Source organism: Panacibacter ginsenosidivorans (assembly GCF_007971225.1).
Classification (GTDB): Bacteria; Bacteroidota; Bacteroidia; order Chitinophagales; family Chitinophagaceae; genus Panacibacter; species Panacibacter ginsenosidivorans.
This window is the reverse complement of sequence record NZ_CP042435.1, coordinates 3,725,850-3,752,697: the sequence shown is the minus strand read 5'-3', so window position 1 is coordinate 3,752,697 and position 26,848 is coordinate 3,725,850. Positions and strand designations below refer to the sequence as shown.

The 26,848-nt window shown below is 38.1% G+C and carries 23 protein-coding genes; 12 read left to right on the top strand and 11 right to left on the bottom strand.

The window, feature by feature from the left end:
* Nucleotides 1-100: 100 nt before the first annotated feature.
* Together FRZ67_RS15715 and FRZ67_RS15710 are read right to left on the bottom strand one after the other, a co-directional pair.
* Nucleotides 101-856: a phosphoglycerol geranylgeranyltransferase gene (locus FRZ67_RS15715; protein WP_147190948.1), complete on the bottom strand. Its 756-nt coding sequence runs from the start codon at nt 854-856 to the stop codon at nt 101-103.
* A 216-nt stretch (nt 857-1,072) separates the two neighbouring features.
* The gene (locus FRZ67_RS15710) at nt 1,073-2,875 is read right to left on the bottom strand and encodes a CocE/NonD family hydrolase (RefSeq protein WP_147190947.1); all 1,803 of its coding nucleotides are present in this window, start codon (nt 2,873-2,875) and stop codon (nt 1,073-1,075) included.
* 155 nt (nt 2,876-3,030) lie between these two features.
* Here FRZ67_RS15710 and FRZ67_RS15705 point away from each other — a divergent pair, with 155 nt between their 5' ends.
* A complete protein-coding gene (locus FRZ67_RS15705; RefSeq protein ID WP_192903877.1) occupies nt 3,031-3,702 on the top strand; it encodes a lipoprotein signal peptidase in 672 nt (223 codons plus the stop codon).
* Nucleotides 3,703-3,874: 172 nt separating this feature from the next.
* Nucleotides 3,875-5,092 (top strand): FtsX-like permease family protein, encoded by a 1,218-nt coding sequence (locus FRZ67_RS15700; protein ID WP_147190945.1) that lies wholly within the window; start codon nt 3,875-3,877, stop codon nt 5,090-5,092.
* 88 nt (nt 5,093-5,180) lie between these two features.
* On the opposite strand, the gene kbl is transcribed toward FRZ67_RS15700, so the two are convergent.
* The 3 genes from kbl to FRZ67_RS15685 all read right to left on the bottom strand — a co-directional run bounded on the left by kbl (nt 5,181) and on the right by FRZ67_RS15685 (nt 10,206).
* Nucleotides 5,181-6,368: a glycine C-acetyltransferase gene (gene kbl / locus FRZ67_RS15695; protein ID WP_147190943.1), complete on the bottom strand. Its 1,188-nt coding sequence runs from the start codon at nt 6,366-6,368 to the stop codon at nt 5,181-5,183.
* A gap of 264 nt (nt 6,369-6,632) precedes the next feature.
* Entirely contained in the window at nt 6,633-8,711 is a 2,079-nt protein-coding gene (locus FRZ67_RS15690) for a M16 family metallopeptidase (protein ID WP_147190941.1), read from the bottom strand.
* 160 nt (nt 8,712-8,871) lie between these two features.
* A complete protein-coding gene (locus FRZ67_RS15685; protein WP_225975364.1) occupies nt 8,872-10,206 on the bottom strand; it encodes a M16 family metallopeptidase in 1,335 nt (444 codons plus the stop codon).
* 541 nt (nt 10,207-10,747) lie between these two features.
* Between FRZ67_RS15685 and FRZ67_RS15680 the strand changes: the two genes are divergently transcribed.
* The 3 genes from FRZ67_RS15680 (at nt 10,748) to FRZ67_RS15670 (ending at nt 14,588) form a co-directional block, all read left to right on the top strand.
* Complete coding sequence (locus tag FRZ67_RS15680) at nt 10,748-12,343, top strand: tail fiber domain-containing protein (protein WP_147190939.1); 1,596 nt, start codon at nt 10,748-10,750, stop codon at nt 12,341-12,343.
* A gap of 159 nt (nt 12,344-12,502) precedes the next feature.
* Nucleotides 12,503-13,381, top strand: a complete 879-nt coding sequence (locus tag FRZ67_RS15675; RefSeq protein WP_147190937.1) for a bestrophin family protein — start codon at nt 12,503-12,505, stop codon at nt 13,379-13,381.
* Nucleotides 13,382-13,502: 121 nt separating this feature from the next.
* Nucleotides 13,503-14,588: a glycoside hydrolase family 18 protein gene (locus FRZ67_RS15670; RefSeq protein ID WP_147190935.1), complete on the top strand. Its 1,086-nt coding sequence runs from the start codon at nt 13,503-13,505 to the stop codon at nt 14,586-14,588.
* 187 nt (nt 14,589-14,775) lie between these two features.
* On the opposite strand, the gene FRZ67_RS15665 is transcribed toward FRZ67_RS15670, so the two are convergent.
* Together FRZ67_RS15665 and FRZ67_RS15660 are read right to left on the bottom strand one after the other, a co-directional pair.
* Nucleotides 14,776-15,660: a phytanoyl-CoA dioxygenase family protein gene (locus FRZ67_RS15665; protein ID WP_147190933.1), complete on the bottom strand. Its 885-nt coding sequence runs from the start codon at nt 15,658-15,660 to the stop codon at nt 14,776-14,778.
* A gap of 101 nt (nt 15,661-15,761) precedes the next feature.
* The gene (locus FRZ67_RS15660; protein WP_147190931.1) at nt 15,762-16,181 is read right to left on the bottom strand and encodes a DoxX family protein; all 420 of its coding nucleotides are present in this window, start codon (nt 16,179-16,181) and stop codon (nt 15,762-15,764) included.
* 818 nt (nt 16,182-16,999) lie between these two features.
* On the opposite strand from FRZ67_RS15660, the gene FRZ67_RS15655 reads away from it, so the two are divergent.
* Nucleotides 17,000-17,398, top strand: a complete 399-nt coding sequence (locus tag FRZ67_RS15655) for an RNA recognition motif domain-containing protein (RefSeq protein WP_147190929.1) — start codon at nt 17,000-17,002, stop codon at nt 17,396-17,398.
* Nucleotides 17,399-17,466: 68 nt separating this feature from the next.
* On the opposite strand, the gene trhO is transcribed toward FRZ67_RS15655, so the two are convergent.
* On the bottom strand, nt 17,467-18,513 hold the full coding sequence (trhO, locus tag FRZ67_RS15650; RefSeq protein ID WP_147190927.1) for an oxygen-dependent tRNA uridine(34) hydroxylase TrhO: 1,047 nt from the start codon (nt 18,511-18,513) through the stop codon (nt 17,467-17,469).
* Between the two features lie 193 nt (nt 18,514-18,706).
* Here trhO and FRZ67_RS15645 point away from each other — a divergent pair, with 193 nt between their 5' ends.
* Together FRZ67_RS15645 and odhB are read left to right on the top strand one after the other, a co-directional pair.
* Nucleotides 18,707-19,177 (top strand): hypothetical protein, encoded by a 471-nt coding sequence (locus FRZ67_RS15645; RefSeq protein ID WP_147190925.1) that lies wholly within the window; start codon nt 18,707-18,709, stop codon nt 19,175-19,177.
* 223 nt (nt 19,178-19,400) lie between these two features.
* Nucleotides 19,401-20,633 carry a 2-oxoglutarate dehydrogenase complex dihydrolipoyllysine-residue succinyltransferase gene (gene odhB, locus FRZ67_RS15640; protein WP_147190923.1) on the top strand — a complete coding sequence of 411 codons (1,233 nt, stop codon included), beginning with the start codon at nt 19,401-19,403 and terminating at the stop codon, nt 20,631-20,633.
* A 203-nt stretch (nt 20,634-20,836) separates the two neighbouring features.
* Here odhB and FRZ67_RS15635 read toward each other — a convergent pair whose 3' ends face one another.
* Both FRZ67_RS15635 and FRZ67_RS15630 read right to left on the bottom strand, forming a co-directional pair.
* Nucleotides 20,837-21,379, bottom strand: coding sequence for a nuclear transport factor 2-like protein (locus tag FRZ67_RS15635; protein WP_147190921.1), 543 nt, complete (start codon nt 21,377-21,379; stop codon nt 20,837-20,839).
* A 152-nt stretch (nt 21,380-21,531) separates the two neighbouring features.
* The gene (locus tag FRZ67_RS15630; protein ID WP_147190919.1) at nt 21,532-22,380 is read right to left on the bottom strand and encodes an AraC family transcriptional regulator; all 849 of its coding nucleotides are present in this window, start codon (nt 22,378-22,380) and stop codon (nt 21,532-21,534) included.
* Nucleotides 22,381-22,692: 312 nt separating this feature from the next.
* Here FRZ67_RS15630 and FRZ67_RS15625 point away from each other — a divergent pair, with 312 nt between their 5' ends.
* From FRZ67_RS15625 to FRZ67_RS15610, 4 genes are all read left to right on the top strand, one after another.
* Nucleotides 22,693-22,878, top strand: a complete 186-nt coding sequence (locus FRZ67_RS15625; RefSeq protein ID WP_147190917.1) for a hypothetical protein — start codon at nt 22,693-22,695, stop codon at nt 22,876-22,878.
* A gap of 10 nt (nt 22,879-22,888) precedes the next feature.
* Nucleotides 22,889-23,872, top strand: a complete 984-nt coding sequence (locus FRZ67_RS15620) for a phytanoyl-CoA dioxygenase family protein (RefSeq protein ID WP_225975363.1) — start codon at nt 22,889-22,891, stop codon at nt 23,870-23,872.
* A 139-nt stretch (nt 23,873-24,011) separates the two neighbouring features.
* Nucleotides 24,012-24,836: an aldo/keto reductase gene (locus FRZ67_RS15615; RefSeq protein WP_225975362.1), complete on the top strand. Its 825-nt coding sequence runs from the start codon at nt 24,012-24,014 to the stop codon at nt 24,834-24,836.
* 96 nt (nt 24,837-24,932) lie between these two features.
* Complete coding sequence (locus tag FRZ67_RS15610; protein ID WP_147190915.1) at nt 24,933-26,117, top strand: RsmB/NOP family class I SAM-dependent RNA methyltransferase; 1,185 nt, start codon at nt 24,933-24,935, stop codon at nt 26,115-26,117.
* Here FRZ67_RS15610 and FRZ67_RS15605 read toward each other — a convergent pair.
* The gene (locus FRZ67_RS15605) at nt 26,101-26,748 is read right to left on the bottom strand and encodes a hypothetical protein (protein WP_147190914.1); all 648 of its coding nucleotides are present in this window, start codon (nt 26,746-26,748) and stop codon (nt 26,101-26,103) included. The two genes, FRZ67_RS15610 and FRZ67_RS15605, sit on opposite strands and share 17 nt — an antisense overlap.
* Between the last annotated feature and the right edge of the window lie 100 nt (nt 26,749-26,848).

Here is a 26,848-nt window from a genome sequence, read left to right as displayed (position 1 = left end):
CGGATTTCTCTTGCTGAATAATGTACAAAGCGTACAAGTGAGTGACACAACCAACGCTTAATAGCAGTGCAATAGTTTGACTTAAAAAATTCCTCCAAAATTATATCAGGACTGGAACAGAATGCACAGCATTACTCATTTCTTTTATGAGCGAAGTATCTTTTTCTATAGCATTGCCAACTACAATAATATCTGCACCTGATTTGCAGTTGCGGTATGCCTTTTCTGGATCAGAAATGCCACCACCAACGATTAGCGGAGCTTCTATATGGGTAGCCACTTTTTCTATCATGGTTTCGGTTACGGACCTTTTGGCACCGCTGCCGGAATCCATGTAAATTAATTTCATGCCAAGCATTTCACCGGCCATAGCCGTACACATGGCAATCTCATTTTTATCAGAAGGTATAGGAGATGCATTGGAAATGTAAGACACCGTAGTTGGTGCGCCGCCATCAATTACCATATAACCGGTTGGCATAATTTCAAGACCACTTTGCTTTACAAACGGCGCACTTATTACATGCTGACCAATAAGCAATTCCGGGTTGCGTCCGGAGATAAGCGAAAGATACAATAAAGCATCTGCATATTTACTTACCTGCGAAGGTGCGCCCGGAAAAAGAATTACGGGAATATTGCAGGCTGACTTTATGTGTTGAATGCATTGGTCGAGATAATTAGAAATAACGAGACTGCCACCCACAAAAAAGTAATCGACTTTGGCATCAATAGACAAAGATACCAGCTGGTCAATTTTAGTTCCGTCAACTTTATCGGGATCGATCAGCACCGTAAATGACCTTCGTCCTGTTCTTTTTTTCTCGGTTAACTGATTATATATCGTTTGCTTCATGCCTGTTTTTAAATGGTGCCTGTTGCAAAAATGCAAAAAAAATCGCTTAGTCGGGCATTTTACCCTCCCAAAAAGAATACCTGATTTTCAACAAATTATTTTTTCCTTTTTTTATGGGCCATGCAGCATTACTATTATTTAGCTTTTCTTGCGTCGCACGCTTGTACTTCCGGTTCACTTTTCCACAATAAAATCCCCTTTATATAATTGTTCCAGCTACTTTAATTGAAGACATTCAATATAAGAAGGATGCTGGCTGTCATGATAAATTTTTATATCCGATTTTTTAAAATCGCTGTCTTTTGCCGCCGGGATATTCATGAATTGCTGTGGATTCCTGTCCACCAGGGGAAACCAGCTGCTTTGTACCTGCACCATTATTTTATGTCCTTTCTTGAAAGTATGGGCCACATCATTCAACACCAGCTTAACCGGCGTTATTTTATTTGGTTCAAATGGCTCAGGCTTTTCAAAGCTATTGCGGAATTTTCCACGTAATACTTCTGCTCTTACCAATTGCTGGGTTTGCGCAGTGTCTGGTAAAACATCAATGACCTTTATGATGAAGTCAGCATCTGTACCTGTCATACTTACAGAAAGACTAGCTGTAAGCGGGCCACTCAGCGTAATATCATTTTCCAAAACCGGGGATTCATAATAAAGCACATCCTTTCTTTTGGTGGCAAACCGCTGGTCTGCTGCCATGTATTCACTCAATCTTTCGCCAGCCTTTTTATCAATGTAAGGTACAGGGTTAGCCGGGTCAGAGGTATATTCATCAAAACCTTTAGTTGCTGTGGTATTAATTGCAAGGCCATGTTGCTCATTTAAAAACCATTTTGTTTGCACAGCCTCTTTTGGAGGCCATTGTGCAAATGTTTTCCATTCATTACTGCCGGTAAAAAAAATAGTGGCCTCACCAGCATTAAATGCTCCTTTGCCCTTCAGATGAGAATTAAAAAAATCATATTCCAGTTGTTGAAAATAAGTGCTGGTATTACTACTGAAATCATAAGAAACAAATTTGCTCCAGTTGCTGCTTTCCCATGCACCGTGGGTCCATGGTCCCATTACCAGTTTATTATCGTTACCTGTATTTTGCTTTTCAATAGCCTGGTAAGTGTTTAACGCACCAAACATATCTTCTGCATCAAAAAAACCACCTACCAGAAGCGTTGCGGGTTTAATATTTTTAAGATGGGTTCTAATGTTTCGCTGTTGCCAGTAACTGTCATTGGTATTGTGTTCAAGATATTCGTTCCATATTTTGCTTTTATTTTCAAAATACTTTGCGTTGTAGTTGCTTAATGCACCCATTTGAAGATAGAACTGGTAAGCATCTTCAATATTTATTTTATCGCTTATAAATGGATCTTCTTTTCTTGGGGAGTTTCTTGGTGAGTCAAAAAAATTCATAAAATCAAAATTATCCATAAGGTAAAATGCGCCACGGTGATAAGCATCGTCTCCTTCAAATTCATCTGTTACAGGAGCCTGCGGAGAAACAGCAACGATAGCAGGATGGGCATTCGGCAGAGAAGCAGTAGCATAAAATCCCGGGTAAGAAATACCATAAATGCCCACTTTGCCATTATTGTTGTCAATATTTTTTAACAGCCAATCTACCGTATCATACGTATCGCTGCTTTCATCCACATCTTTATTACTTTTCTTATTATCAATAGCTGGTGTCATTTCCTGAAAATCGCCTTCGCTCATGTGGCGGCCACGTACATCCTGGTACACATATATGTAAGGTTCGTTTTTAAACAAAGCATTTGGCCCAAGCCTGTTTCTGTAATTACTTTCTCCATAAGGCGCACAGGAGTATGGTGTGCGTTCCATAAGAATAGGTAATTTCTCTGATGCATTTTTTGGAATGTAAATAGCGGTAAAGAGTTTTATGCCATCCCGCATGGGTATCATGCGTTCGATCTTTGTATACTCGATATTTGTTTGCTGTGCACAGGAAACAAACGAAATAAGGCAAAAGATCAAAATGAATTGAACGGGTTTCATAGTTAAAATATTCTTTATGCATAGATAGTAAATTAAAGGTTAGTAAAAAGCATATTATTCTTTTTACCAACGTATTTAAAGACCATTAAACCATTTGTTAACTTCTGATGCACAGTATCCAATTCCCTTATCTTTGCCGCAAATTTTTATAAACCGTGAAGGGTAAGCATGTAGCATTTATTATCATAGCCATTTTACTGGCCGACCAATTACTTAAACTTTACATAAAGACAACTTATTACCTTGGTGAAGAACACCTTGTACTTGGTGATTGGTTCAGGCTGCACTTTGTAGAAAATGAAGGTATGGCCTGGGGCTGGAAATTTGGTGGCGACTGGGGCAAGATCATTCTTACGCTTTTCCGTTTTGTGGCAGTAATTTTTGGTACATTTTACCTGCGCACCATCATCCGCAAAAAATACCATCGCGGTTTTATTGTTTGTGCCGCACTTATTTACGCCGGTGCATTAGGCAATCTTCTTGACAGTATGTTCTACGGATTAATATTCAGCAACAGTGAACCATATTTGATAGCGCAGGCTTTTCCTGATGGTGGTGGTTATGCTGCCTTTCTACATGGCAAAGTAGTAGACATGTTGTACTTTCCTGTTATTACAAATGCAAAATATCCGTCGTGGTTTCCTTTCTGGGGCGGTGAGGATTTTGAATTCTTCAGACCGGTATTTAACCTTGCTGATGCTTCTATTTCTACCGGTGTTATTGTTTTACTGTTGTGGCAGAAAAAGTTTTTTCCAAAAAGAGAACACGAAATGCATTCAACTGTAGAGACCGGCGCAGTGGTTGATGATAGTACACAGGTATCATAAGATTGCGGATTTGCGATTGCGGATTTCGGATTTATTTTGTGAAGTGCTTTATTGTTGAGTAAAGATTTAAATGCACAAGAGTGCGACGCAACGACAACCTGATTAAAGAACAAAAGCCGGGCCCCAAAAAAATACTAACTTCCCTTTCATTTATTCAATAAAATTTTCAAGCTTGAATTTTCTTTTTGCATGGCGGTATTTCAGATCTAAAAAATCTGCCAATGCAATTAATATCATTGCATGGATCAGCGTGCTGGCTATTGCTGTTGGTACAGCAGCGCTGATCATTGTATTGAGTGTGTTCAATGGTTTTGAAGATATCGTAAAAGGGCTTTACAGCGATTTCTACTCTGATATACGTATTACACCGGTCAAAGGAAAATTTGCAAGTTTCTCTCCTGATATAACAAAGAAATTAGGTAGTGTGCCCGGTGTTGATAAACTGAGTTTTTTTGTAGAAGAAAAAGCAGTGCTTGTTAATGGCGATTATCAAACTATTGTTTATCTGAAAGGGGTTGATGCAACTTATTCAACCGTTAGCAATATTGGCGGCCATATTGAAAGAGGCGCTTACGCACTTGGCAACACAGATGAACCAGCAATTGTTGCTGGTGCTGGAATCAGTAACGCCGTAGGTGCCGATCCTGAAGATAAACTTTCTAATCTTGTTGTTTACCTGCCCAACAGGAAAGCCACGAACTTCAACAACATGGATGCCATGCATTCTTATAATGTATCCACGGCAGGTGTGTTTGCTATTCAGCAGGAGTTTGATGATAAGTATGCATTTACCAACCTGCCGTTTATGCAATACATGCTTGATCTTAACGCCAATGAATACAGCGGTACCGATATTTTATTAAAAGCAGGTGTTGATGAAAATGAAGTAAAGAAACAACTTGAAATGGTTGTTGGCAAAGACCTGAAAGTGCAAACAAGATACGAGCAAAACCAGGGGTTGTTCAGTATTATGCAAATAGAAAAATGGGTGATATACGGCATTCTTTCTTTGATATTGGTGGTAGCTGCATTTAATATGATCGGTGCATTAACCATGCTCGTGCTGGAAAAGCAAAAAGATATTGCCGTGCTTAAAGCAATGGGCGCACATGATACACGCATTCAAAATATCTTTTTAAGTGAAGGTCTTGTACTGGCCATTGTTGGCGGCACTTCAGGCATGTTGCTGGCATTTCTTGTGTGCACATTGCAACTGCAGTTTCATTTAATTAAACTGGGAGGCAATACTTTTATTATAGATTATTACCCTGTACAAATGCACATTGCAGATTTTTTATTGGTGGCGTTTACCGTATTTACGGTTGCTGTATTAGCCGCATGGTTGCCCTCCAGGAAAGCGGCTGCACAACTATTCTCTTTGAAGAGTTAAGAAATTTCTGATCCGGGCTTTTGTATTTTATAGCATCAACTGTTGCGTCGCACTCTTGTACTTTAGTTTTTTATGGCAGCAATGCATTTTATTTCAACACACCTAATTCTTTTCCAACTTTTGTAAACGCTTCTATTGCTTTATCAAGATGATGTTGCTCGTGTGCGGCGCTTAACTGCACACGAATGCGTGCCAAACCTTTTGCAACAACAGGATAAAAGAAACCAATAACGTACACACCTTCTTCCAACAATTTTGCAGCAAAATTTTGCGCAACAACTGCATCGTACAACATAATTGGAACGATAGGATGATCGCCGGGTTTTATATCAAATCCTGCTGCCGTCATTTGTGTACGGAAATATTTTGTGTTGTATTCAAGTTTATCTCTTAGCTCTGTTGTCTCTGTAAGCATGTCGAGCACGGCGATAGAAGCGCCTACAATGCTTGGTGTCACAGTGTTTGAGAAGAGGTAAGGCCTTGAACGCTGGCGCAGCATTTCAACAATTTCCTTGCGACCACTGGTGAAACCTCCACTTGCACCACCCAATGCTTTGCCCAATGTTCCTGTAATAATATCGATCCTTCCCATTACGCCGCGATACTCGTGTGTGCCTCTTCCTGTCTTACCAAGAAAACCGGATGAATGACATTCATCGCTCATCACAATCGCATCATACTTATCTGCGAGGTCACAAATTTTATCAAGCTGAGCAATAGTTCCATCCATGCTGAATGAACCATCTGTTACAATTATCCTGCTGCGTAAATGAGAGCTGTCTAACAGTTTTGTTTCAAGATCTTCCATATTGTTGTGCTCGTACCTATAACGAACAGCTTTGCATAAACGAATACCATCAATAATGGAAGCATGATTCAATGCATCAGAAATAATTGCATCCTGTTCGTTGAACAAAGGTTCAAACACACCACCATTTGCATCAAAAGCTGCCGCATATAGTATGGAATCTCCAGTGCCGAGGAACTGCGCGATCTTTGCTTCAAGTTCTTTATGTATATCCTGTGTACCGCAAATAAAACGCACACTGCTCATGCCATAGCCATGCGTGTCAATTGCTTTATGTGCTGCTTCTATAACTTTTGGATGTGAGGAAAGACCAAGATAATTATTGGCGCAAAAATTCAACACTGTTTTGCCATTCACTACAATTTCGGGGCCTTGCTCACTGGTGATGATTCTTTCTTTTTTGAATAAACCTGCTGCTTCAATTTCTGCAACTTCTGTTCTTATACGGTTAACAAACTTTTCGTTCATGGCGGGCAAATTTTAAAAGGCAAATATAGGAGTTGGCAATTTATCGTTTGTTGTTTAGGATTAAGGCAAAAGAGATTTTTTTGAACTGGCATTGAATAAGAATGAAACTTTACTTGCGTCGCACTCCTGTACGCTTTGTTCAATATTCAACAGGAAGATGAAGAGTGCGACGCAACGAAAGCCAAATAGAAATCCTATTGCTGATCAACAAAAAAGAGCAGTTCACTTATGAACTGCTCTTTATAGTTTAGATAATTTCTTTACTTACTTAAACTCGTCTGCCGCTATTGCTTCGTTTAATTTATATTCTTTTGCTTCCATCGTAAAATCCTGGTTGCCTTGCGGCGTTTGTACGGAAACATTATAAGTAAAAGGCAACATAACAGTACCTACTTTTTTGTAATTACTTAATTCTGTGGACTGCTGTATTTCCATGCCACCCTGCTTTACAACAGATTCCTGCTTTACAAGATAGCCTGTAGCTGCATCATAATATTCGGTGCTTTCGTTACCTGCAGCTGTGGTGATCTTTACTTTATATGCATCTGCATCGCCCACTTTTTCTATGCCTGCAACTTCGAGTTTGTAACTCCCATCATTATAAAACAACTGCGGAAAAATACCTTTTACATCTTTTTTCTGTGCAATCTCATCAGCACCCATATCTGACTTATTACCCATCTGTGCCTGGTAACCCGTTGTGCCATCAAATACTTCTTTCATTGCAACCTGTCCGTTCATGCTTATTTCTGTAAGCTCCATGTTTGGAGCTAATTTTTTAGAAACCGCATCAAGCTGCATGCCCTGGATAGTCATGCTGGCAGTCATCACCATTGAATTGATCTTCTTCAATTCATCTGCACCACCGCTTACGGTAATAAACTTTTGAACTACCTGGTCTGCGGTCATATTAACTGCAGCAGTTGATTTTGTTGCAACAGGTTTTGCATTCTTGTCATACATCTTTACTTCGTAGCCAAGCTTTGCAAGACCTGCTTGTACTGTAGCAGCTTTACCAACTACAACAATACGTGTGTTACTATAATTAAAATATTTCTGCGCTACACGTTGTACATCATCAACAGTAACTGCATTTATTTTTTGCAGGTAAGTTCTGTAAAAATCTTTTGGCAAATTATTGATGAGAATATTGCTTGCAAAACCTGCTGTACGAGCAGGGTTTTCAAGACCTAATGCAAATGAACCATTATAAATTGCTTTTGCATTTGCCAATTCATCAGCAGAAACTTTTTTGGTGCGGATTGTATCTATTTCGTGTAATATTTCTGCAACGGCGCTATCAACTTTATCGTTACGTACGGAAGCTGTTGCACCAAATGTTGTCTGGAATCTCCCTGCATTAACTCTTGAATAACTACCATAAGTAAAACCGTGATGTTCACGAAGGTTCATGAATAATCTTGCATCTCCACCACCACCAAGAATTTGATTGGTAAGTAACACAGGAAAATAATCAGGACTGCTCATTGGCAACGAAACAAGATTGGTAACGGTTATTTCACTTTGTACCGCATTAGGCACATCTACAAGATCTATTTCTGTTTTATCAGGATTAGCAACTGTTTTTAATTGTGGTAATGTTAACGCAACGCCTTTCCATGTTGCTAATGTTTTTTCTGCCAAAGCCTTTGCCTGTGCAGGTGTAATGTCCCCAACAAAAGTTAAATAACCGCGTGATGGTGTGATGTATGCAGCATAAGCTTTCTTCACATCATCAAGTGTAATATTATTTACTGTTGCTTCTGTTGTAAACTCACCGTTGGGATGATCAAGGCCATAAGCTAACGCACTTACTACATTTGCTGAAATAGCTTTTGCACTTTTTTCGTTTGACTTAAGATCGGTAAGTGTTTGTGATTTTATTTTATCGAAAGACTCCTGTGTAAATGCAGGGCTTTTCAAAGCTTCTGTCATTAAAGTAAAGGCCTTATCGAAATATCTTGTAAGTGCACCAACACTTCCCCCACCTGCGCTGAGACTTACATCTGCACCCATTTGATCTACTGCTTCATCAAATTGTGCCTTGGTCATTTTTGTAGTTCCTTCCCCGAGCATCTGACCCATAATATCGAGCGTGCCTGCTTTGCTGCCTTCAGTTATTGGACCAGCATCTATAGAATATGTTGCAGATACTTTTGGCAGTTTATGATTTTCAACAACCAAAACAGTAATACCGTTTGGCAGCTTATACATTACAGGATCCTTGAAAGAAATAACAGGAGCAGGACCAGGCTTGGGTCTTTGGCTTCTGTCTAAAGCTGATTGCGCCATTGTTGCTGTTACAAACAGTAAACCTGTGGCTGCTATAAATATTTTTTTCATTGTATAATTGATTGATAGGCCCCCTAAATCCCCCGGTGGGGGACTTTATAAACTTTGTAACATTCGGTAAGGTTCTCTTGTTGCTAAAAGATGCAGCGTACAAGAGTGCGACGCAACCTGGATGCTATGAAATACGGAAGCCTGGTTCATAAAATAAATATTAATTATTCCCTGATTTTGTATCTGGCAAATAATACAACACCACACGCTGATTGCTGTTCAGATATTTCTTTGCAACATCTCTTATTTGCTCACGTGTTATTTTTTTGTAATCGCTCAGCTCATCATTGATGTGACCTGTGTTGTTGAAATAAACATGACCATCAGATAAATTTTCTGCAACACCCAGCATGCGTGTGTTGGCGCTTACAAAATCATTCTCTTCCTGGTTCATGAGTTTCTGGTAATCTTCTTCGCTAATAAGATCTGTTTGAAGTTTTACAACTTCTTCATCAATGTCTTTCAGCAGATCCTGCAAAGAGGCATTGTTGTTGGGCAATGCATAAGTTATGTATGCGCCATAATCTTCGAGTGCATAATTAAATGCGCCAACCTGCAATGCATTCTTTTTATCATCAACCATTTTTTTGTAAAGCTTGGAGCTTCCGCCGTTTGATAAATAATTAGAAATAAGCTCCAGCACTTTTGAGTCATCAGATTTTAAACCAGGAATACGGTAAGCAGCCATAACAGCCGGTATCTGGATGTTTGCATCGTATGCTGTGTCAACGATCTCTTTTGTAATAGGTGCTTCCTGTATATTGGGTTGCACAATTGCAGGCCCTTTTGGAACATCAGTAAAATATTTTGCTACCCATTTTTTTGCCTGCTCAATATCTATATCACCGGCAACACTTAATGTGGCATTGTTGGGGATATAATATTTTTTAAAGAAGGCCTGGAACTCTTCAAGCTTTGCAGCATCAAGATCTTCCATTGAGCCGATTGGCTGCCATCGGTAAGGATGCGCTGTAAACAAACGCTTAAATATTTCTTCCAGGAAATGACCATAAGGCTGGTTATCTATACGCTGACGTTTTTCTTCCTTCACCACTTCATTCTGTGTTTTTACGCCAACTTCATTTATTACAGGATGTAGCATGCGTTCACTCTCCATCCACAAACCCAGCTCAAGCTGGTTGCTGGGAAATACTTCGTAGTAAAATGTGCGGTCCTGCGATGTGGTGGCGTTTTCCTGCCCGCCATTTGAGGAGACTATTTTTGACCACTCGCCGCGTTTAATATTGTCTGTGCCTTCAAACAAAAGATGTTCAAAGAAATGCGCAAAACCGGTACGGCTTGTTTCTTCATTTTTTGAACCAACATGATAAAAAACAGTAACAGCTACAACCGGTGCGGTTTTATCCTGGTGCAGAATTACATGCAGGCCATTAGCAAGGTCATATTCGGTAAAGTCAACTTTTTGCGCTTTGACTGCAACAGTCATCAGCAAAAAGCCACCTGTAACCATAGAGAGCTTCTTCAGAATGTGCATAGAATAGTATTATTTAGGTTGCCGCAAATGTATTGATTAGCCAATAACAGGGGTTAGTTTGTTTGTTAAACCCTGAAAAACTGTGATTAACGGTAAGGAATTTTTATGGAACCGGCTTTAGATTATTATGGCATCGGTTGTTGTGTCACTCACTTGTACTTTTTGTTTTTATGGCTGCAAATATTTTCACACATTTTATAAGAGAAAAATCCCTTGCAGGTTACGTAGTTTCCCGCTTACAAAACTTTATTGGGGCAGCTATTTTTGTGTCATCAATAAAAAGAAAACCGAAACTATGAAAGATATATACTTCCTCAATGCCATAAATTTTTGGTAACAATCCAAAGACTTAACGCTAATATTTTTATAGCTCCGCAATGTTCCAAACGATGAACGTAATGCGACGCAACAGGCGATGCCATATGCACAAAAGCCTGTAGCCAAAAAATGCACAGAACTTCTTACCAATTAACGGGTACCAATTCTATGAAAGAACAGGAACAATAATACTTACTCATTTTTTACACAAAAAATCAAAACTATGAAACAGAAAAACACCAAACTTCTTGCTGTGATTTTATTATGCACAGCAGCATTTTCTTCAAATGCACAAAACTGGTTACTAAATGGTAATGCAGGAACAAATGGCAATTTAAATTTTGTGGGTACCACAGATAACAGGCCCATTGTATTCAGGACAAACAACAAAGAAAGGATGCGCATATTACCCGGTGGCAAAATTGGTATTGGCACTACGCTGCCTGATGCAAGGTTTACCGTTGCAGTGGGTGGTGGCGTTACTTTAACTACAACAGATAGTTTTTTGCTTGGCAGCATCAGCGGTTCCAATCTTGCATTCGACAACAATGAAATACAGGCACGCTATAACGGCACGGGCAATACGCTTTATTTAAACTACTGGGGTGGTGGCGTGTGGATGGGTAATCATAGTGGCACTATTTCTCCGGGCATTTATATCGGTTCCAATGGCGCAGTAGGCATTGGCAGCAGCGCTACCAATTCTGCTTATGCTTTAGCAGTAAATCCAACAACGGCAGGCAATGGTATTTTATTTAACGATCCCGTAAATGGCTATATGGCATTTGGTGCAAAAACAGGTTCCGGTATTGGAATGTTAATCGAAAATACTTCTTCTACAAACACATCCCCTGCTTTATATGGATTTAACTCCGGCCCCGGTTATGGCGTATATGGTTACACAGCAGGCGGCTCTGGTTCGGATCCCTTCTATCCTTCAGGCGTATATGGCTATAATGGCTCTTATGGTTATGGCACCGGCGGCTATTGTTATAATGGCTCAGGTGTGCTTGGCTATTCTGCCAACTATGTAGGTGTATGGGGTTCTACCGGTAACAGCAGTTCCTATGCAGGATATTTTGCAGGTAATGTTTACAGCACGGGTAGCTACCAGGGTTCAGATCAAAAACTGAAACAAAATATAAAAGATGTTACCAGTGCTATGGATATCATTACTCAGCTCAGGCCAAAGACTTATGATTTTCGCCAGGATGGTAATTATAAACTCATGAATCTTCCACAGGGCACACATTATGGCCTTATAGCACAAGACGTAGAAAAAATATTACCTACGCTTGTAAAAGATACAAAGTTTGAAACAGCTCTTGCAAAAGCGCCAGGCAAAGTTGGAGCAGATGGAAAAATGGAAAGCAGTCCTGACGGCAAATCTGAAACAATAGATTTCAAAGCATTAAACTACACAGAGCTTATTCCGATTATGATTAAAGGCATGCAGGAATTACAGCAAAAAGTCACAGAGCTTGAAAACACCATTGCTTCTATGAAACAAGGCAGCGTTTCTTCTGCTACTTCAAATTCAGCAGTTACAAAAATTTCAACCGCTGCGTACCTTAAACAAAATGTACCAAACCCTTTTACACAAAATACAAGCATTCAATATTATTTACCAGAGACCATGCACCAGGCGCAACTCATTGTATATGGTATGGATGGCCGCCAGGTTAAATCTTATACACTTAACAATGGATTGAACCAGGTTACTATAAATGCAGGTGCCTTGTCAGCAGGTCAATATATGTATTCATTGATAGTAGATGGAGCAAAAATTGATACAAAAAATATGATGCTAACCAAATAAGTAATTACTGTTCCTGTTAATATCAACTACACAAATAATAAGGCCGGGTAAAAACCTGGTCTTTTATTTTTTACGTTGTAATCATACCTGCATAATTAATTGTAGCAAAAGACATAAAAAGCATAGCAAATACTGTTTCGCTTTTTTATTTTTACAATCATGCTTACATACAATTCCAAAGACTGGTTTAAATTTATTTTCTTTTTTCGCCGGTCTGACACCGTAAGAAAGTTATTGCCGCTAATGATCGGCATGGGTTTGTTTACATGGCTCATAGCATGGCTCGAGTTAAAGTATCTACTTATTTCCGAAAGAGAAGTTATCAAGAACGTAAGCATGATGCATACCATGCTTACGTTCGTAATATCTATGCTGCTTGTATTCAGAACAAACAGTGCTTATGATCGCTGGTGGGAGGGCCGCAAACTTTGGGGTGCCCTGGTAAACAACAGCCGCAACCTTGCTATAAAACTAAATGCCATGCTCCCTTCGGAAGATAAGTACAACAGGGAGTTTTATAACAAAACAATATCCATCTATGCAAATGTGCTGGCACTTCATTTAAAGAGTGAACTCACAAAATTTGAGCTAGATGAAAAAGATCATCCGGAGTTGCTTCAGTTAGAGAGCGGCAAACACTTACCAAACCAGGTAGCGTCGTTACTCTTTCGCAGAACAAACAGGCTTTATGAAGAAAAAAAAATTTCGGGCGATCAGCTTATTATTTTAAATGGCGAATTGATTTCTTTTACAGATATCTGTGGCGCCTGTGAGCGTATCAAAAACACACCGATACCACTTTCGTACAGTACTTTTTTAAAAAAATTTATTTTCTTTTTTGTCCTTACACTGCCATTTAGTTTTGTATTGAGTTTACAATACTGGGCGATTCCCGTAGTAGCCTTTATTTTCTATGCGCTTACCAGCCTTGAAGTAATTGCAGAAGAAATCGAAGATCCTTTTGATGGTGATGAAAATGATCTTCCCATCATGAAAATAGCAGAAAATATAAAGAAGCATGTAGCAGAAATATTATAACACATTTTGTACTGAGCTGCCTGTTGCTATTAGGCTTCTGTTGTGTCACTCACTTGTACGTTCTTATCATTATGCAGCAATAAACAATATCAAATAAACCATACAAATACAATAACATACAATGAAAAAATTACTGCTTCTTACTTTTATTGTTTCGGCAACTTTTGTTTCAGCACAAACGAACAACAAAAAAATATCTGTAATAGCTTACTATGCCGGAGATGCACAACATATAGATGCATATCCTGTTGAAAAACTAACCCATATCATTTATAGTTTCTGTCACTTAAAAGGCAATCAACTAAATGTTGATAACAAGAATGATTCATTAACCATTATGCATCTCGTTGAATTAAAAAAAAGAAACCCTTCACTAAAAATAATTTTATCAATTGGCGGCTGGAGTGGTTGTGAGCCATGTTCACTGGTGTTTTCTACAGACGTGGGACGCAACGAGTTTGCGGCCTCCGTAAAACACCTGAATGAATATTTCAAAACAGATGGCATAGATATTGACTGGGAATATCCTGCAATAGAAGGCTATCCCGGTCATCGTTATACACCTGAGGACAAACATAATTTTACATTGCTGCTACAAACATTACGGAACACCCTCGGCAAAAAATATGAAATAAGTTTTGCCGCAGGTGGCTTTACAAAATTTTTACAGCAATCAATTGAATGGGATAAGATCGTTCCGTTTGTTGACAAAGTCAACCTGATGACCTATGATCTTGTGCATGGCTATAGTAAAGTCACAGGTCATCACACACCACTTTATTCTACCCCACAACAACTTGAATCAACAAATAATGCTGTACATTATCTTGACTCTATTGGCTTCCCTAAAAATAAACTGGTGATTGGCGCTGCATTTTATGCACGCATTTTTGATACAGATATTGATGCCAATAATGGTTTATACCAGCCTGGCAAATTTGACCGCGGTTTTTCCTGGAAAGATTTTGACATGGACGCCTTACAAAAAGAAGGGTATGTTTATCATTGGGATGATGTTGCCAAAGCACCTTATATGTATAATGCCGCAAAGAAAAAGATCATCACTTTCGATAATGAAAGATCCATTACTTTAAAAACAAAATATGCAGTTGATCAAAAACTGAATGGTATTATGTTCTGGCAATTAGCTGATGATAAAACCAAAGATGGCTTGTTAGATGCTTTGGATAAAGCACTACATAACTAATTTTACCGAAAAAAAATTATGAGAATGGCGGCCCTCCGGGCCGCTATTCGTTGTTTAATTCCATGCTAAATAAAAAATAAATAAATAATATTTAGCCAGCGGTTCTTTAGTTCAATTAAAATGTTTTAGTACAAGAGTGCGACGCAAGAGGTGATGCCATGTAATACTGTAGCTGGCATCAAAAAAATTAACCATCAATACCCTTAAATAGCAATGGAAAAAATTGTCCTTCCATTTTCGAACCTTTATGCACAGGCGGCACACCGCTAAGCAATACATCATCAGAATCGCTTACTACTCCATCTTTAAAAACATTGATTACAAAAGCCCTGCGTGGCTGCTCACTTTTATTTTCGCCGGAGCCATGCAGAGTAAGCGAATGATGAAAAATAGCTTCGCCGGCCTTTGTAGGAACGTGCACAGGATTGAATTCTTTGCGTTGCTCTCTTGTCAGATAATTTACAATTTCCATCATGTCGCCTGCAAGCTCAGGTTTATCAAGCAAACCCCAGCGCTGGCTTCCCGGAACATACTGTAAACAACCATTTTCAACAGTTGAATCATCGAGGCCACACCAGCACGTAAGATGCGCCACAGGCTTTGTTCTTGTCCAGTAAGAATAATCCTGGTGCCATGCAACAACACCACCTTTTTTGGGTGGTTTGCAAAACAATTGATCATGCCAGAAACGTACCGGTGCATTGCCCAGCAACTGGCTTGCTGCCACAACAAAACGTGGATTCCATAATACATCATGCAAACCCGCTGTTATGCGCCACGCACCCAATGCATGAAATAAAATGGTAGAGGGATCAGCAGATTCATTACTGTGAAATTCATAAAATAAATGATGACCCGGATGTTTTACATCGGCCAGTTGTTCTATCTCAGATTTAATAACGGCGATCTGTTTTTCATCCAGCATTTTTATATTAGGCAGGTATCCGTTTTCATTAAAAAAATTTACCTGGTCGTCAGTTAATTTGTATTGCTCCCATTCTTCTTTTGTTTTTGGCTGTTGAAAGAGATTACTAACCAAAGCATGCACAGTGCTTAAATCCTTATATAGCATAACACAATCGTTTGGCTAAAATTAGTGCTTATTCTTTTATGAAATATGGATGGATGTAAATTACAACTGAATGTCTTCGCCGGTAAAAATCATCATTGTTATTATATTGGTCTTATAAGAGCCGGTCGCTTATAATAATTATATGCCCAACCTATAAGTACAAACTGCAAAGGCAGCCGCAGAATACTAAGCCATTTATATGGATTATTTTCCTGTATATAGTTTAACATCATTTGAATATTGGCTGGAAATACAACGATCAATAAAAGTATTAGTACCAGCGAGGCAATACTTCGTGTAGCAAGTGGCACAAGCAGCAATCCGAAAAATATTTCAAATGCACCACTTACAAAAATCAACTCTGCAGGCCAGGGCAGCCATGGGGGCATTATGGTTAAATATGTTGCTGTATTTACAAAATGATTGATCCCCGCAATAACATATAATGCAACCATTGTGTACAACCAAAATGTCTTTGAAATATTCCGTCGCCATTTATTTTCAGGATTTATGGTGATCATATATAATTATTGTTCTTTACTGAACACAAAAGATATACGTAATGTTTACAGCAAAGATGTAGCACAGTAAACTTTGTTTTGCCCGGGCTTTTGAATACGTATCCGGCTTCTCTTGCGTCGCACTCTTGTACGGCGACGATTATTTCAGCACAATAACCCGTCAGGAGGTAATGAAATTCAACAACTGTTCTTGTGTCTGCTGAATAAAATAAAAAAAGTACAAGTGTGCGACGCAACAATGTTTAATAGCAGTATTTCAGCCAGGCTCACAATAAAATATGCTGTATTCAATAAAATAAAAAGAGATTGTATACTAATAGCATACAATCTCTTTAGCAAATATGTTATGCCCTTTATTTTATGTGTGTTAGAAACAATAAGCTGATAAAAACAAGATCAGCAACAAGCATAAATACGGTAAATTTTTTTGCTTCATTATTGGAATGTAAAACTGTTTTCATAACTGTAAATTTTATTTGTTGATTAATAAGTTTATAGTAGAAATGCAAACTGTGTTCCGAAGCATGCTTATAAAAATTGCTTTAACCAATGTTTTGCTATAAGCGGGCTAAAATGAAAAATTGCGTTAATGCAACCTCCCGATTTGGATGTTTTCGTTACGCTTTTTAACAAATGTCTTTTCGGAGTATTATTTTACCGAATACTTACATTTCAAAGGGAATATGTGCTGAAACATAAAGGTTTTTATATGTTTTTACCGAGCACGTTCCTGATTTTCATCGTGTTTATATGGAACCACATTATTATTGAGAAAACAATACAATTATAAATATGTACTTTTACAAAAAAGCACCAACATGTTTATTTTCGTAGCAGGTCTTCCTTATGATTTGGACGACGCGGAACTTGAAGAAATATTTGAGAAATTCGGTACTGTTAAATCGGCAAAGGTCACGTTAGACAAAGAAACTGGTAAAAGCAGGGGTTTCGGTTTTGTAGAAATGCCCGACAGCACAGAAGCAAATGACGCCATAGAAAATCTAAATGATATTTCACTTGGCAAAAAACCATTGGTAGTAAAAGCTGCTGAAGATCGCGGCGGCGCAGCTGGCGGTGGAGGCAGGGGTCCCTCTTCAGGCGGCCAGGGTGGTGGTTATCGCCCTTCTGGTGGTGGCGGTTTCAGAGATAGGGATTCAAGAGGTGGCGGGGGATATAACAATGGTGGTGGATATAATAAAGACCGCAAACGCTATTAGATCATTTGAATTTATTAATAACACATAACATTGTGAAACCGGGACTAAGTTAACCCGGTTTCATAGTTTTAGCTGCCTGCAATATCTTTTAATTTTGGTCTTAGGCGGGTCTTGCTTTTATTAAATATATTCTGTCCTTTGTCTATACCTTTTCGAATTTCTTTTTGCCTTTCAACGGGCATATGCAATGTGTCTTTACATTCAATACTGCAACAGCCATCATATTTTGTAGCACATTCTTTGCATTGTATAAATAATAAATGACAGCCGTCATTTTTACAATTGGTATGTGTATCGCATGGCTTACCACAATGATGACAATGGGCTATGATATCTTCTGTTATTCTTTCGCCGAGTCTCTCATCAAAAACAAAATTTTTTCCAATGAATTTACTTTCTAGTCCGGCTTCTTTTACTTGCCTGGCATAATTAATGATGCCTCCTTCTAAATGGAAAACATTGTTAAATCCCTTGTGCAACATAAAGGCGCTCGCTTTCTCGCAGCGTATACCTCCTGTGCAATACATAATGATATTCTTTTCCTCATTACCTTTCAGCATGTCAACTGCCATGGGTAATTGGTCGCGAAAGGTGTCAGATGGCACTTCCAGCGCTTTTACAAAATGTCCTACTTCATATTCGTAATGATTACGCATGTCTACCACAATCGTATTTGGGTCATTCAATAGCTCATTCATCTGACCTGCGTTTACATACTTCCCTTTATTTTGCATACTAAAGGAAGGGTCATCAATGCCATCAGCAACAATTCTTGCCCGCACTTTTATTCTAAGTACCCAAAATGATTTCCCATCATCATCTATAGCAATATTCAATCGTAATCCGTTGAGTGGTTCGATTGAATAAAGCAATTGCTTCATTGCTTCAAAGTTTGATTCAGGAACACTGATCTGGGCATTAATTCCTTCATGTGCTATGTAAATACGCCCAAACACTTTTAAAGCAAAAAGATTTTTATACAACCAATCCCTGAAAGATTTGGGATCAACAATGGTAAAATAACAATAGAAGCTAATGGTAACACGGTTTTCCGTTTCTTCCATCATTTTGCGCTTAAGCTCGGCGTTGGAAATTTTGTTGTGTAACACTGACATAGCTGCAAAATTACTGTAACAAGGTTAAAGAAAAAATGTGCTTATAAATTGAATTTACCTGAGCAACTAATAAAATGAATGTAAAATTCAAGCTTGTTTTAATGCTGCTTTAATACATAAATTAAAATGTATATAAATAAGTATGAAAGACTCTAAATAACCTGTGCATAATACTAATTTAGTTAAACGGACGATGCCACAGGAATTCAATCAATATCAAATTGCAGCGCTGCAACAGCTAGCTGATTATCGCGGTGTATTCAAAACAGGGGGTTCTATCCTTACATTGAAAACAAAGCCGGTAAAAGGCAGTAAAATTACATTACAGCAGTTTATAGACTCTTTTATAGAGATCTTTTGCCAGAATAATTTTGCAGATACAGATTACTCTTTTATACAAAACAAACCTAACGGTATTTCCGCTATGGAAGAATGGGTAAAAAGCGTAGATATAAAAACTATACTGCAGTGTTTTACTTATGCAATCTGGACAGACAAAACTTTTGATGGTTATTTCCTGCGCAAGATCAATGACCAATCTGCTGAGTTGCTTCTTATACGCCTAAATGAAATTCTTTCTCAAAATTATAGGCAACAAAACCTGCAGCGTACAAAGGTTACGGTAATTAATGCACAGCATGCTGCTGCGATTAAGAGTAAGTGATCTCATCCACATATCAGCAATACAATTTTCTTTTGCCAAGTGTTTCATGTTGCTCATGATCTTTTTCAATACTTGTTTTTATTGCCATGAAATACAAATGTAAAAGTGTGCGACGCAAGGGACGATGCCATTTGATACTGCTGAAGGGTACATAAACCCATACTAAAAAATTGAATATAAATTCCCCTTTTTAAAGTAGGTTTGCAATCCCAAAAAGAAGGTTATGATTGAAATAAAAGTTCCAGCGGTTGGCGAGTCCATAAGTGAAGTTACTTTATTGAAATGGGTAAAGAAAGATGGCGAATATGTTGACAGGGACGAGGTTATTGCCGAACTGGAAAGCGAAAAAGCGACTTTTGAAGTAAATGCCGAACAGGCTGGTTCTCTTAAGATCATTGCAAAAGAAGGTGATACTTTAAATATTGGTTCTGTGCTGGCACACATTGATGAAACAGCCGAAAAGCCTGCTACTGTAAATGTTTCAGCCGAAACTCCAAAAAAAGAAACTCCGAAAGCAGAAGCAAAACCTGCTGTTGTTGAAGCTCCGGTTACAGCAGTTACCAATGATATAAAAGCAACTCCGGTAGCTTCCGCTATAATCGCTGATAAGAAAGTAGATCCCTCTTCTATTACAGCATCCGGCTTTGGTGGCAAGATCATGAAAAGTGATGTGCTCGAAGCTTTATCACACCCTGGCAAAAAAGCCTTTGCAGGCCAGGAACTCTTTACACGTAATGTACGTAAAGAGAAAATGAGCAACCTGCGCAAAACTATCAGCAGACGATTGGTTGAAGCTAAGAATACTACTGCCATGCTCACCACTTTCAACGAAGTGGATATGGGGCGCATCATGGATACCCGCAAACAATATAAAGATGCCTTTAGCAAGGCGCATGGCGTAAACCTTGGCTTCATGAGTTTCTTTACAAAAGCCTGTGCCATTGCATTAAGCGAATGGCCTGCTGTGAATGCATATATAGATGGCGACGAACTTATCTATCATGATTATGCAGACATCAGTATTGCAGTAAGCACTCCACGTGGTTTAACCGTTCCTGTTATCCGCAATGTAGAAAGTCTTAGCATGGCCGATATTGAAAAGAAAGTGGTTGAACTTGCAGGCAAAGCAAGAGATAACAAACTTACTATGGAAGAACTACAGGGTGGCACTTTCACTATTACAAATGGTGGTGTGTTTGGCAGTTTAATGAGCACACCCATTATCAATATTCCACAGAGTGGTATTCTTGGTATGCATAAAATACAGGAAAGGCCTATGGCGATAAACGGTCAGGTAGTAATAAGACCTATGATGTATTTAGCATTGAGTTATGATCACCGTGTTATTGATGGAAGAGAAAGTGTAAGTTTCTTAGTACGTGTAAAAGAATTACTTGAAAATCCTGAATTGTTATTGATCGGAAAAGATCCTGTAAAGAGTTTACTTGAGTTATAAATTCTAAGATTATTTTTTTAAAGCTCGTCTTATGACGGGCTTTTTTTATTATGACCCAACCTGCATTACTACAATTAAACTTTTGTTGCGTCGCACTCTTGCGCCGCAATACAATAATTGAGCATTATACAAATTCCATTAAAATAAAAACCCCGGTAAAATACCAGGGTCGCAGCTGGGCACGGACTAAACTAAACCTATCATTATTTTTTGTACTTCATAGCCATTGATTCAACGAAATTGATCTTGCCATCTTTGATGCCATTAATATCATTGTAATAAATAGAATCGATTTTACCACTTTTATAAGTATCAATTTCTTTATACCAAACCAAAACAGCATCTTCATTTTTATCATTACTATGCACGGGTAACCAAACATCCATATCTATTTTTACAGATGCAATACTATCCCTGTATTTACTTGCCATCTTCATCATAGAATCTTTTGTACCCGTCAATTTAGAGCCATCGGAAAAATTTAAATAAACAGAGTCGGAAAATGTATTTGCAAAGGCAATCATATCGCCTGTTTCCCATGCTTTATAAGAATTAAGCACTGTTAACGCATCTGACTGTTTGCCAACAGATATATCCGAAGAATAACTTGCCTTATAAGGCATAGTTAGTAGCGCTTCTTTAACCGAAGCAGATGTACTGTCATTTGTGGTTTTGGATGAAGATTGATTACCTGTACACGCAACGTATAAAATAGAAATGAGAAGAATAAAAAGAAGCTTTTTCATACAGTAAAGTTTTTAAATTATGCAATACAAAACCTTAACTGTGCTTTCAATGATTAGTGTGATGGCAATCGTGGGATATTAAACGGTTTAAACATTCGAGGAAAATAAATATAAAACATTAAACTGAAATTTACAAATACTTGTTTCATCATTCAATTTATGGCGTGGCGTTTTTTAAACTGCGAAGGGTTTTCACCTGCTACTTTTTTAAAGGTCTTATTAAAATGAGAAAGGTTTTCAAAGCCACTTTCATAACAGGCTTCTGTTACATTCTTATCGTGTAGTAATAATTTCTTTGCCTGGTTAATTCTATACTGATTAAGAAAATCTGTAAAAGTAAGATGGGTTGTTTTTTTGAAATACCGGCAGAATGCAGCCGTAGTAAGATTTGTAAGCGCGGCAACTTTATTTACATCAATATCTTTTTGATAATTGGTTTCTATAAAATGATAGATCTTATGTAATCGTTGCTGTTCTTTTAGTATCGAGGCATTTGCAATGGGCCTGCTGTGCAGCAAGGTATATTCCTCACTGGTAGCAAGCAGTTGAAATACCTGCAGCAACTCTATCAGTTGCTGAAAATGCGGAAGCGATGGAATTTGCTTTAATTTTTCTCCAACATTTCTTTTTGTCTCACCGTGAAATGCAACACCACTTTTAGCACGTTCAAACAGATCATTTATGGCTGCAATCTCAGGCAACGCAAAAAAAGGCTGACCAAGAAAATGCTCTTTCATTTGTATCACTACAGTCTCGGCAATTGTCTTTACGCCATAATCAAAATTCAGATGCGGGATATTAGGACCAATAAAAACAAGATCACTGCCTTCATATTTAGAGATATGATCCCCCACATGCCGCACACCTGTCTCTGCTTCTACATACACAATTTCATACTCGGGATGAAAATGCCAGTAAAAAATTTCATTCAGCTTTGGTGTAAGTAAAATGGCAAATGAACTATCGATGCCGGGTTTTATTGCTTCTAGTTTTACTTTCATTACATAATAATATTTTCTCTTTGGAGCCGGGCTGTTATATTACTATAAAGCATCGTTGCGTCGCACTCTTTTACGCATTGTTCTTTGCTGAACATTGATCAGGAAGTACAAGAGTGCGACGCAAGTAAAGATGCCATAAAACTGAAACGCCGGGCTTCTAAAATTTACGCTTATTTGTCTTTGAATATACTTTATAGCTTCAATTTACTTATAAAATATCAATACAGCACAAAAACTGGCTATTGCAAGTGTAGAAAACAGCTATTATCAAATGGTATTTTTGATCTGTCAATAACAAAGAAAATTTGCCGTATGAACCAGCAAACATTACTAACAAAAGCCTATAAAAACACGATTGGCAATACAACAGAAAATGGTATTATCATTTTAAATGAAGCTGTTGTAAAACCTTGCAAACACAGAACAACAACAGGTTTTTGTATCCGAAGCAACAGGCAATGCCCTGCCACAATGTTTAATTTATCACTCAACAAATAAATCTTGCAATATGGAACAACAGACAATGACCCCGACAATGGCACCTTCCATGATTCCCAACAATGCACACAAAGACATTCCGGGTAATCCGTCAACTGCAAAAAGCAGCGCGACAAAATTGAACGACAGAAGTAATGGCAAACCATTGCGTGTACTAAGTGAAGATGACTGGAGCTTCTGGATTCACAATGGTTATGTAGTTATAAAAAATGCAGTGCCCAAAGAGCAGGCAAAAGCAACCGCAGATTTTTTGTGGGAGTTTGAAGAGAAAGATCCTAACGATTCTGAAACGTGGTACGCACCTCCACGCGCAGAAATGAAAATGAAAGAACTTACCAACACAGGTATGGTGGAAGTTTATAACAACCAGCATCTTTGGAACAACCGACAAATGCAACGTGTGTATGATGCATTCGTTGATATCTGGGGCACAGAAAAATTATGGGTAACAATTGACAGGGCAAATTTGAATTTTCCTATTCGTCCGGGTTTTGAATACAAAGGCTTTATTCACTGGGATTATGATCCTGAAACAAAACCTGTAAATGTGCAGGGTGTGCTTGCATTGGCAGACCAGGCGGATGAGAACATGGGTGGCTTTCAATGTTTGCCTGAATTATTCAGAACTTATGATACATGGAAATTAACGCAGCCTGAAGATCGTGATCATTTCAAACCCGATACAACAGGTTTTAGTTTTGACAAAGTAAAAATGGAAGCAGGAGATCTTCTAATTTTCAATAGCCTGCAACCACATGGTATTCGTCCAAACATGAGTGGCAACAAAGTTCGCATTGCACAATACATTTCTATGATGCCTGCAGAAGAAGATAATGAAGCATTGAAGCAATGGCGTATAAACTCATGGAAAAACCGCATTGCACCGGAAGGTTATGCATTCCCCGGTGACCCGCGCAATTGGGAGCAAACAAAATTTGACACTGCCGTGTTAAGTGAGTTAGGAGAAAAATTATTGGGGTTAAGAAAGTGGTAATACACTCTCACCACAAAGACGCAAAGGCGCGAAGAAAAAACTTTGCGCCTTTGTTACTTATGTTCCTTTGCGTGAAACAATTTCACTTTTGACTTTTCACCTTTCACTTCCTTTCAACAATCTTTAATACTTTTAGATCATGATGATGAACACACAGCCATACACAGTGCTCAATAATGAAATACAAATGCCATTGCTTGGCCTTGGTGTTTATGATATGTACGAGGCTGAAGCAAAAGCTGCAGTGCTAAAGGCTTTGGAAGTTGGCTATCGTTTAATCGATACTGCCGCAGCTTATAAAAATGAAGTAGAGATTGGCAGTGCCATAAGAGAAAGCTGTATTGCAAGGCATGAAATATTTGTTACCACGAAAGTTGCAAACCCAGACCAGGGTTATGATAATACCATGCGTGCATTTGATACAAGCATGCAAAAGTTAAACATTGATCACATCGATCTTTACCTTGTGCACTGGCCCGTTAAAGGAAAAAGGAAAGACACCTGGAAAGCACTTGAAAAGTTATACGCTGATAGACGTGTACGTGCAATTGGTGTTGCCAATTATCTTATCCCTTTTTTATATGAGCTTGAAACGTATGCAAACATTCAGCCTGTTGTAAACCAGATAGAGTTTACGCCGTGGTTATTTGTAAAAGATGTGATGGCGTTTTGCAAAGAGAAGAACATACAATTGCAATCTTACTCGCCCATTACAAGAGGCAAAAAGTTTGGTGATGAACGCGTGCAGCAGCTCTGCAAGAAGTACGATAAAACACCTGCACAAATCATACTTCGCTGGAATATTGAGCATGGAGTTTCAACTATTCCAAAATCCTCAAACCCACTGCGCATTGAAGAGAACTTCAACATTTTCGATTTTACTTTATCTAAAGAAGATGTAGCGCTGATAGATAGTTTCAATGAGAACTTCAGGATTTGCGAAGACCCGATGGATATGTGGTAATATTTTGATACCTGCTTTCGTCTTCGTGGCATCTTCGTTGTGTCACTCACTTGTGCCGTATGTTTTCATGGCGGCTAATCCAATATCTTCGCATCAATGGCAAAAGAACATCTCTACAAAAGTTATGTAACCACGGCAGCAACAATTATACAACAGTATAATGGTAGTACGCCATTCAATGATTACCTGAAAAAATATTTTGCACTGCATAAAAAGTATGGTTCAAGAGACAGGAAGCATATTACACATCTTTGTTATTGTTATTACAGGCTTGGTCATGCGGAACTGGGGTTAGAAGTAGAAGAAAGAATATTACTCGCCTTATTTCTTTGTTCCAATGACACACATGAAATAATCTCAGAGCTAAGACCCGAATGGAAAGAAAATATTACAGATTCTTTACAAGACAAACTACAATTACTCGGTTATCCGTTCTCTATCGAAAATATTTTTCCCTGGCAGGATGAATTAAGCGAAGGCATTGATGCAACTGCATTTGCGTTATCTCATTTGACACAACCAGAACTTTTCTTACGAATAAGACCTGGACAAAGAGAAAGAGCTCTTTCAAAGTTGAAGGCAAACACTATACTCTTTGAAGAATATGGCAATGATTGCCTCGCACTTTTTAATGCCACAAAAATTGATGATATACTGGAGGTAAATAAAGAAGTTGTCGTGCAGGATTATTCTTCACAACGCATTGCTGAATTTTTAGAACTCACTAAACTCAAAACTCAAAACTCAAAACCAAAAGTCTGGGATTGTTGCGCAGCAAGTGGTGGTAAATCTTTACTAGCGGTTGATACATTGGGAAATATCGATCTCACCGTTTCCGATATGCGACCTTCTATTATTCAAAACCTAAAAAAACGTTTTGCAGCAGCAGGCATAACAAAATATCATTCTTTCATTGCCGACCTTACCAATCAAAAATCCGAAATCCGAAATCTGCAATCCGACATTATTATCTGCGATGTTCCCTGCAGTGGCAGCGGCACATGGGGCAGAACACCCGAACAACTGTATTTTTTTAGTTCAGAAAAAATTGATTACTATGCTAACCTTCAAAAGCAGATTGTACAAAATGTAATTAAGCATGTAAATAAAAATGGTTACTTCTTATACATTACCTGTTCTGTTTTCAAAAAAGAAAATGAAGATGTCGTTGATTTTATTCTTGCTAGCTCAAAACTACAATTAATAAAGAAAAAAGTATTGGTTGGGTACGATAAAAAGGCGGATACAATGTTTGGAGCATTGTTTATTTTAGATCGCTAAAATTCTTTATAATTATTACATCCTTTGGGATATCAAATTCATCTGATTTTATGATATATGTTTCGTCTATAGAAGTTGCATATTCGAATGTTTTAACTAAGTCATTTTCATCAAATTCTTTTTTCAAAACCAAATTATTCCAATACCAAAATTTGACTTTGTCACCGAATGATTTAATTATACATTTTCTATTTAAAAAAGTATCAGTTCCAATTGTCTTTTCAATTCCATCTGGAAATTTGAATGAACTATCCGGTTGAAAATATGATGAAATATATCCAACCTTTCTATCCAGATCAATATTATACATAACTCCTTTAGTTTGAATTTTCAATAAGTGCTGTGCTTGAGAAAATTTACTAAGAGGCATTGAATCAAAAAACTGAGGAAAATCTTTGCCTATTAAAGTCTTCATCTGTGAAGTATCCGGATAAACGACGCCATATTCTTTTGCAACGTTTCCCCAATCATCAAAGATGATAGTTTTTTCTCCTTTTCCGATTCCTATATCAAAGACGTAAACTATTTTGCAGGATTTTATTCCAAAAATTTTTTCTGAATGTGAACTGTCTTGAGCGTAACTATTTAAATCTAGCAGTAAGAGTAAGGTTGAAATAAAATATATTTTCATAAAATGATTCAGAAGATTAGTGTTATCAAATCTAACAAACAAATTCCAACAGCTTCAGTGTGCGACGCAACCACAGCCCAATTCTTATTCTTCAGCTAAG

What these genes read in the sequence shown, in the direction of transcription:
- FRZ67_RS15665 (WP_147190933.1), bottom strand. Translation starts at nt 15,660, where the DNA reads ATGCTATATAAGGATTTAAGCACTGTGCATGCTTTGGTTAGTAATCTC.
- trhO (WP_147190927.1), bottom strand. Translation starts at nt 18,513, where the DNA reads ATGTCAGTGTTACACAACAAAATTTCCAACGCCGAGCTTAAGCGCAAA.
- FRZ67_RS15670 (WP_147190935.1), top strand. Translation starts at nt 13,503, where the DNA reads ATGAAAAAATTACTGCTTCTTACTTTTATTGTTTCGGCAACTTTTGTT.
- FRZ67_RS15625 (WP_147190917.1), top strand. Translation starts at nt 22,693, where the DNA reads ATGAACCAGCAAACATTACTAACAAAAGCCTATAAAAACACGATTGGC.
- FRZ67_RS15605 (WP_147190914.1), bottom strand. Translation starts at nt 26,748, where the DNA reads ATGAAAATATATTTTATTTCAACCTTACTCTTACTGCTAGATTTAAAT.
- FRZ67_RS15675 (WP_147190937.1), top strand. Translation starts at nt 12,503, where the DNA reads ATGCTTACATACAATTCCAAAGACTGGTTTAAATTTATTTTCTTTTTT.
- FRZ67_RS15690 (WP_147190941.1), bottom strand. Translation starts at nt 8,711, where the DNA reads ATGAAAAAAATATTTATAGCAGCCACAGGTTTACTGTTTGTAACAGCA.
- FRZ67_RS15715 (WP_147190948.1), bottom strand. Translation starts at nt 856, where the DNA reads ATGAAGCAAACGATATATAATCAGTTAACCGAGAAAAAAAGAACAGGA.
- kbl (WP_147190943.1), bottom strand. Translation starts at nt 6,368, where the DNA reads ATGAACGAAAAGTTTGTTAACCGTATAAGAACAGAAGTTGCAGAAATT.
- FRZ67_RS15610 (WP_147190915.1), top strand. Translation starts at nt 24,933, where the DNA reads ATGGCAAAAGAACATCTCTACAAAAGTTATGTAACCACGGCAGCAACA.
- FRZ67_RS15680 (WP_147190939.1), top strand. Translation starts at nt 10,748, where the DNA reads ATGAAACAGAAAAACACCAAACTTCTTGCTGTGATTTTATTATGCACA.
- FRZ67_RS15620 (WP_225975363.1), top strand. Translation starts at nt 22,889, where the DNA reads ATGGAACAACAGACAATGACCCCGACAATGGCACCTTCCATGATTCCC.
- FRZ67_RS15635 (WP_147190921.1), bottom strand. Translation starts at nt 21,379, where the DNA reads ATGAAAAAGCTTCTTTTTATTCTTCTCATTTCTATTTTATACGTTGCG.
- FRZ67_RS15710 (WP_147190947.1), bottom strand. Translation starts at nt 2,875, where the DNA reads ATGAAACCCGTTCAATTCATTTTGATCTTTTGCCTTATTTCGTTTGTT.
- FRZ67_RS15685 (WP_225975364.1), bottom strand. Translation starts at nt 10,206, where the DNA reads ATGCACATTCTGAAGAAGCTCTCTATGGTTACAGGTGGCTTTTTGCTG.
- FRZ67_RS15655 (WP_147190929.1), top strand. Translation starts at nt 17,000, where the DNA reads ATGTTTATTTTCGTAGCAGGTCTTCCTTATGATTTGGACGACGCGGAA.
- FRZ67_RS15660 (WP_147190931.1), bottom strand. Translation starts at nt 16,181, where the DNA reads ATGATCACCATAAATCCTGAAAATAAATGGCGACGGAATATTTCAAAG.
- FRZ67_RS15630 (WP_147190919.1), bottom strand. Translation starts at nt 22,380, where the DNA reads ATGAAAGTAAAACTAGAAGCAATAAAACCCGGCATCGATAGTTCATTT.
- FRZ67_RS15615 (WP_225975362.1), top strand. Translation starts at nt 24,012, where the DNA reads ATGATGATGAACACACAGCCATACACAGTGCTCAATAATGAAATACAA.
- odhB (WP_147190923.1), top strand. Translation starts at nt 19,401, where the DNA reads ATGATTGAAATAAAAGTTCCAGCGGTTGGCGAGTCCATAAGTGAAGTT.
- FRZ67_RS15645 (WP_147190925.1), top strand. Translation starts at nt 18,707, where the DNA reads ATGCCACAGGAATTCAATCAATATCAAATTGCAGCGCTGCAACAGCTA.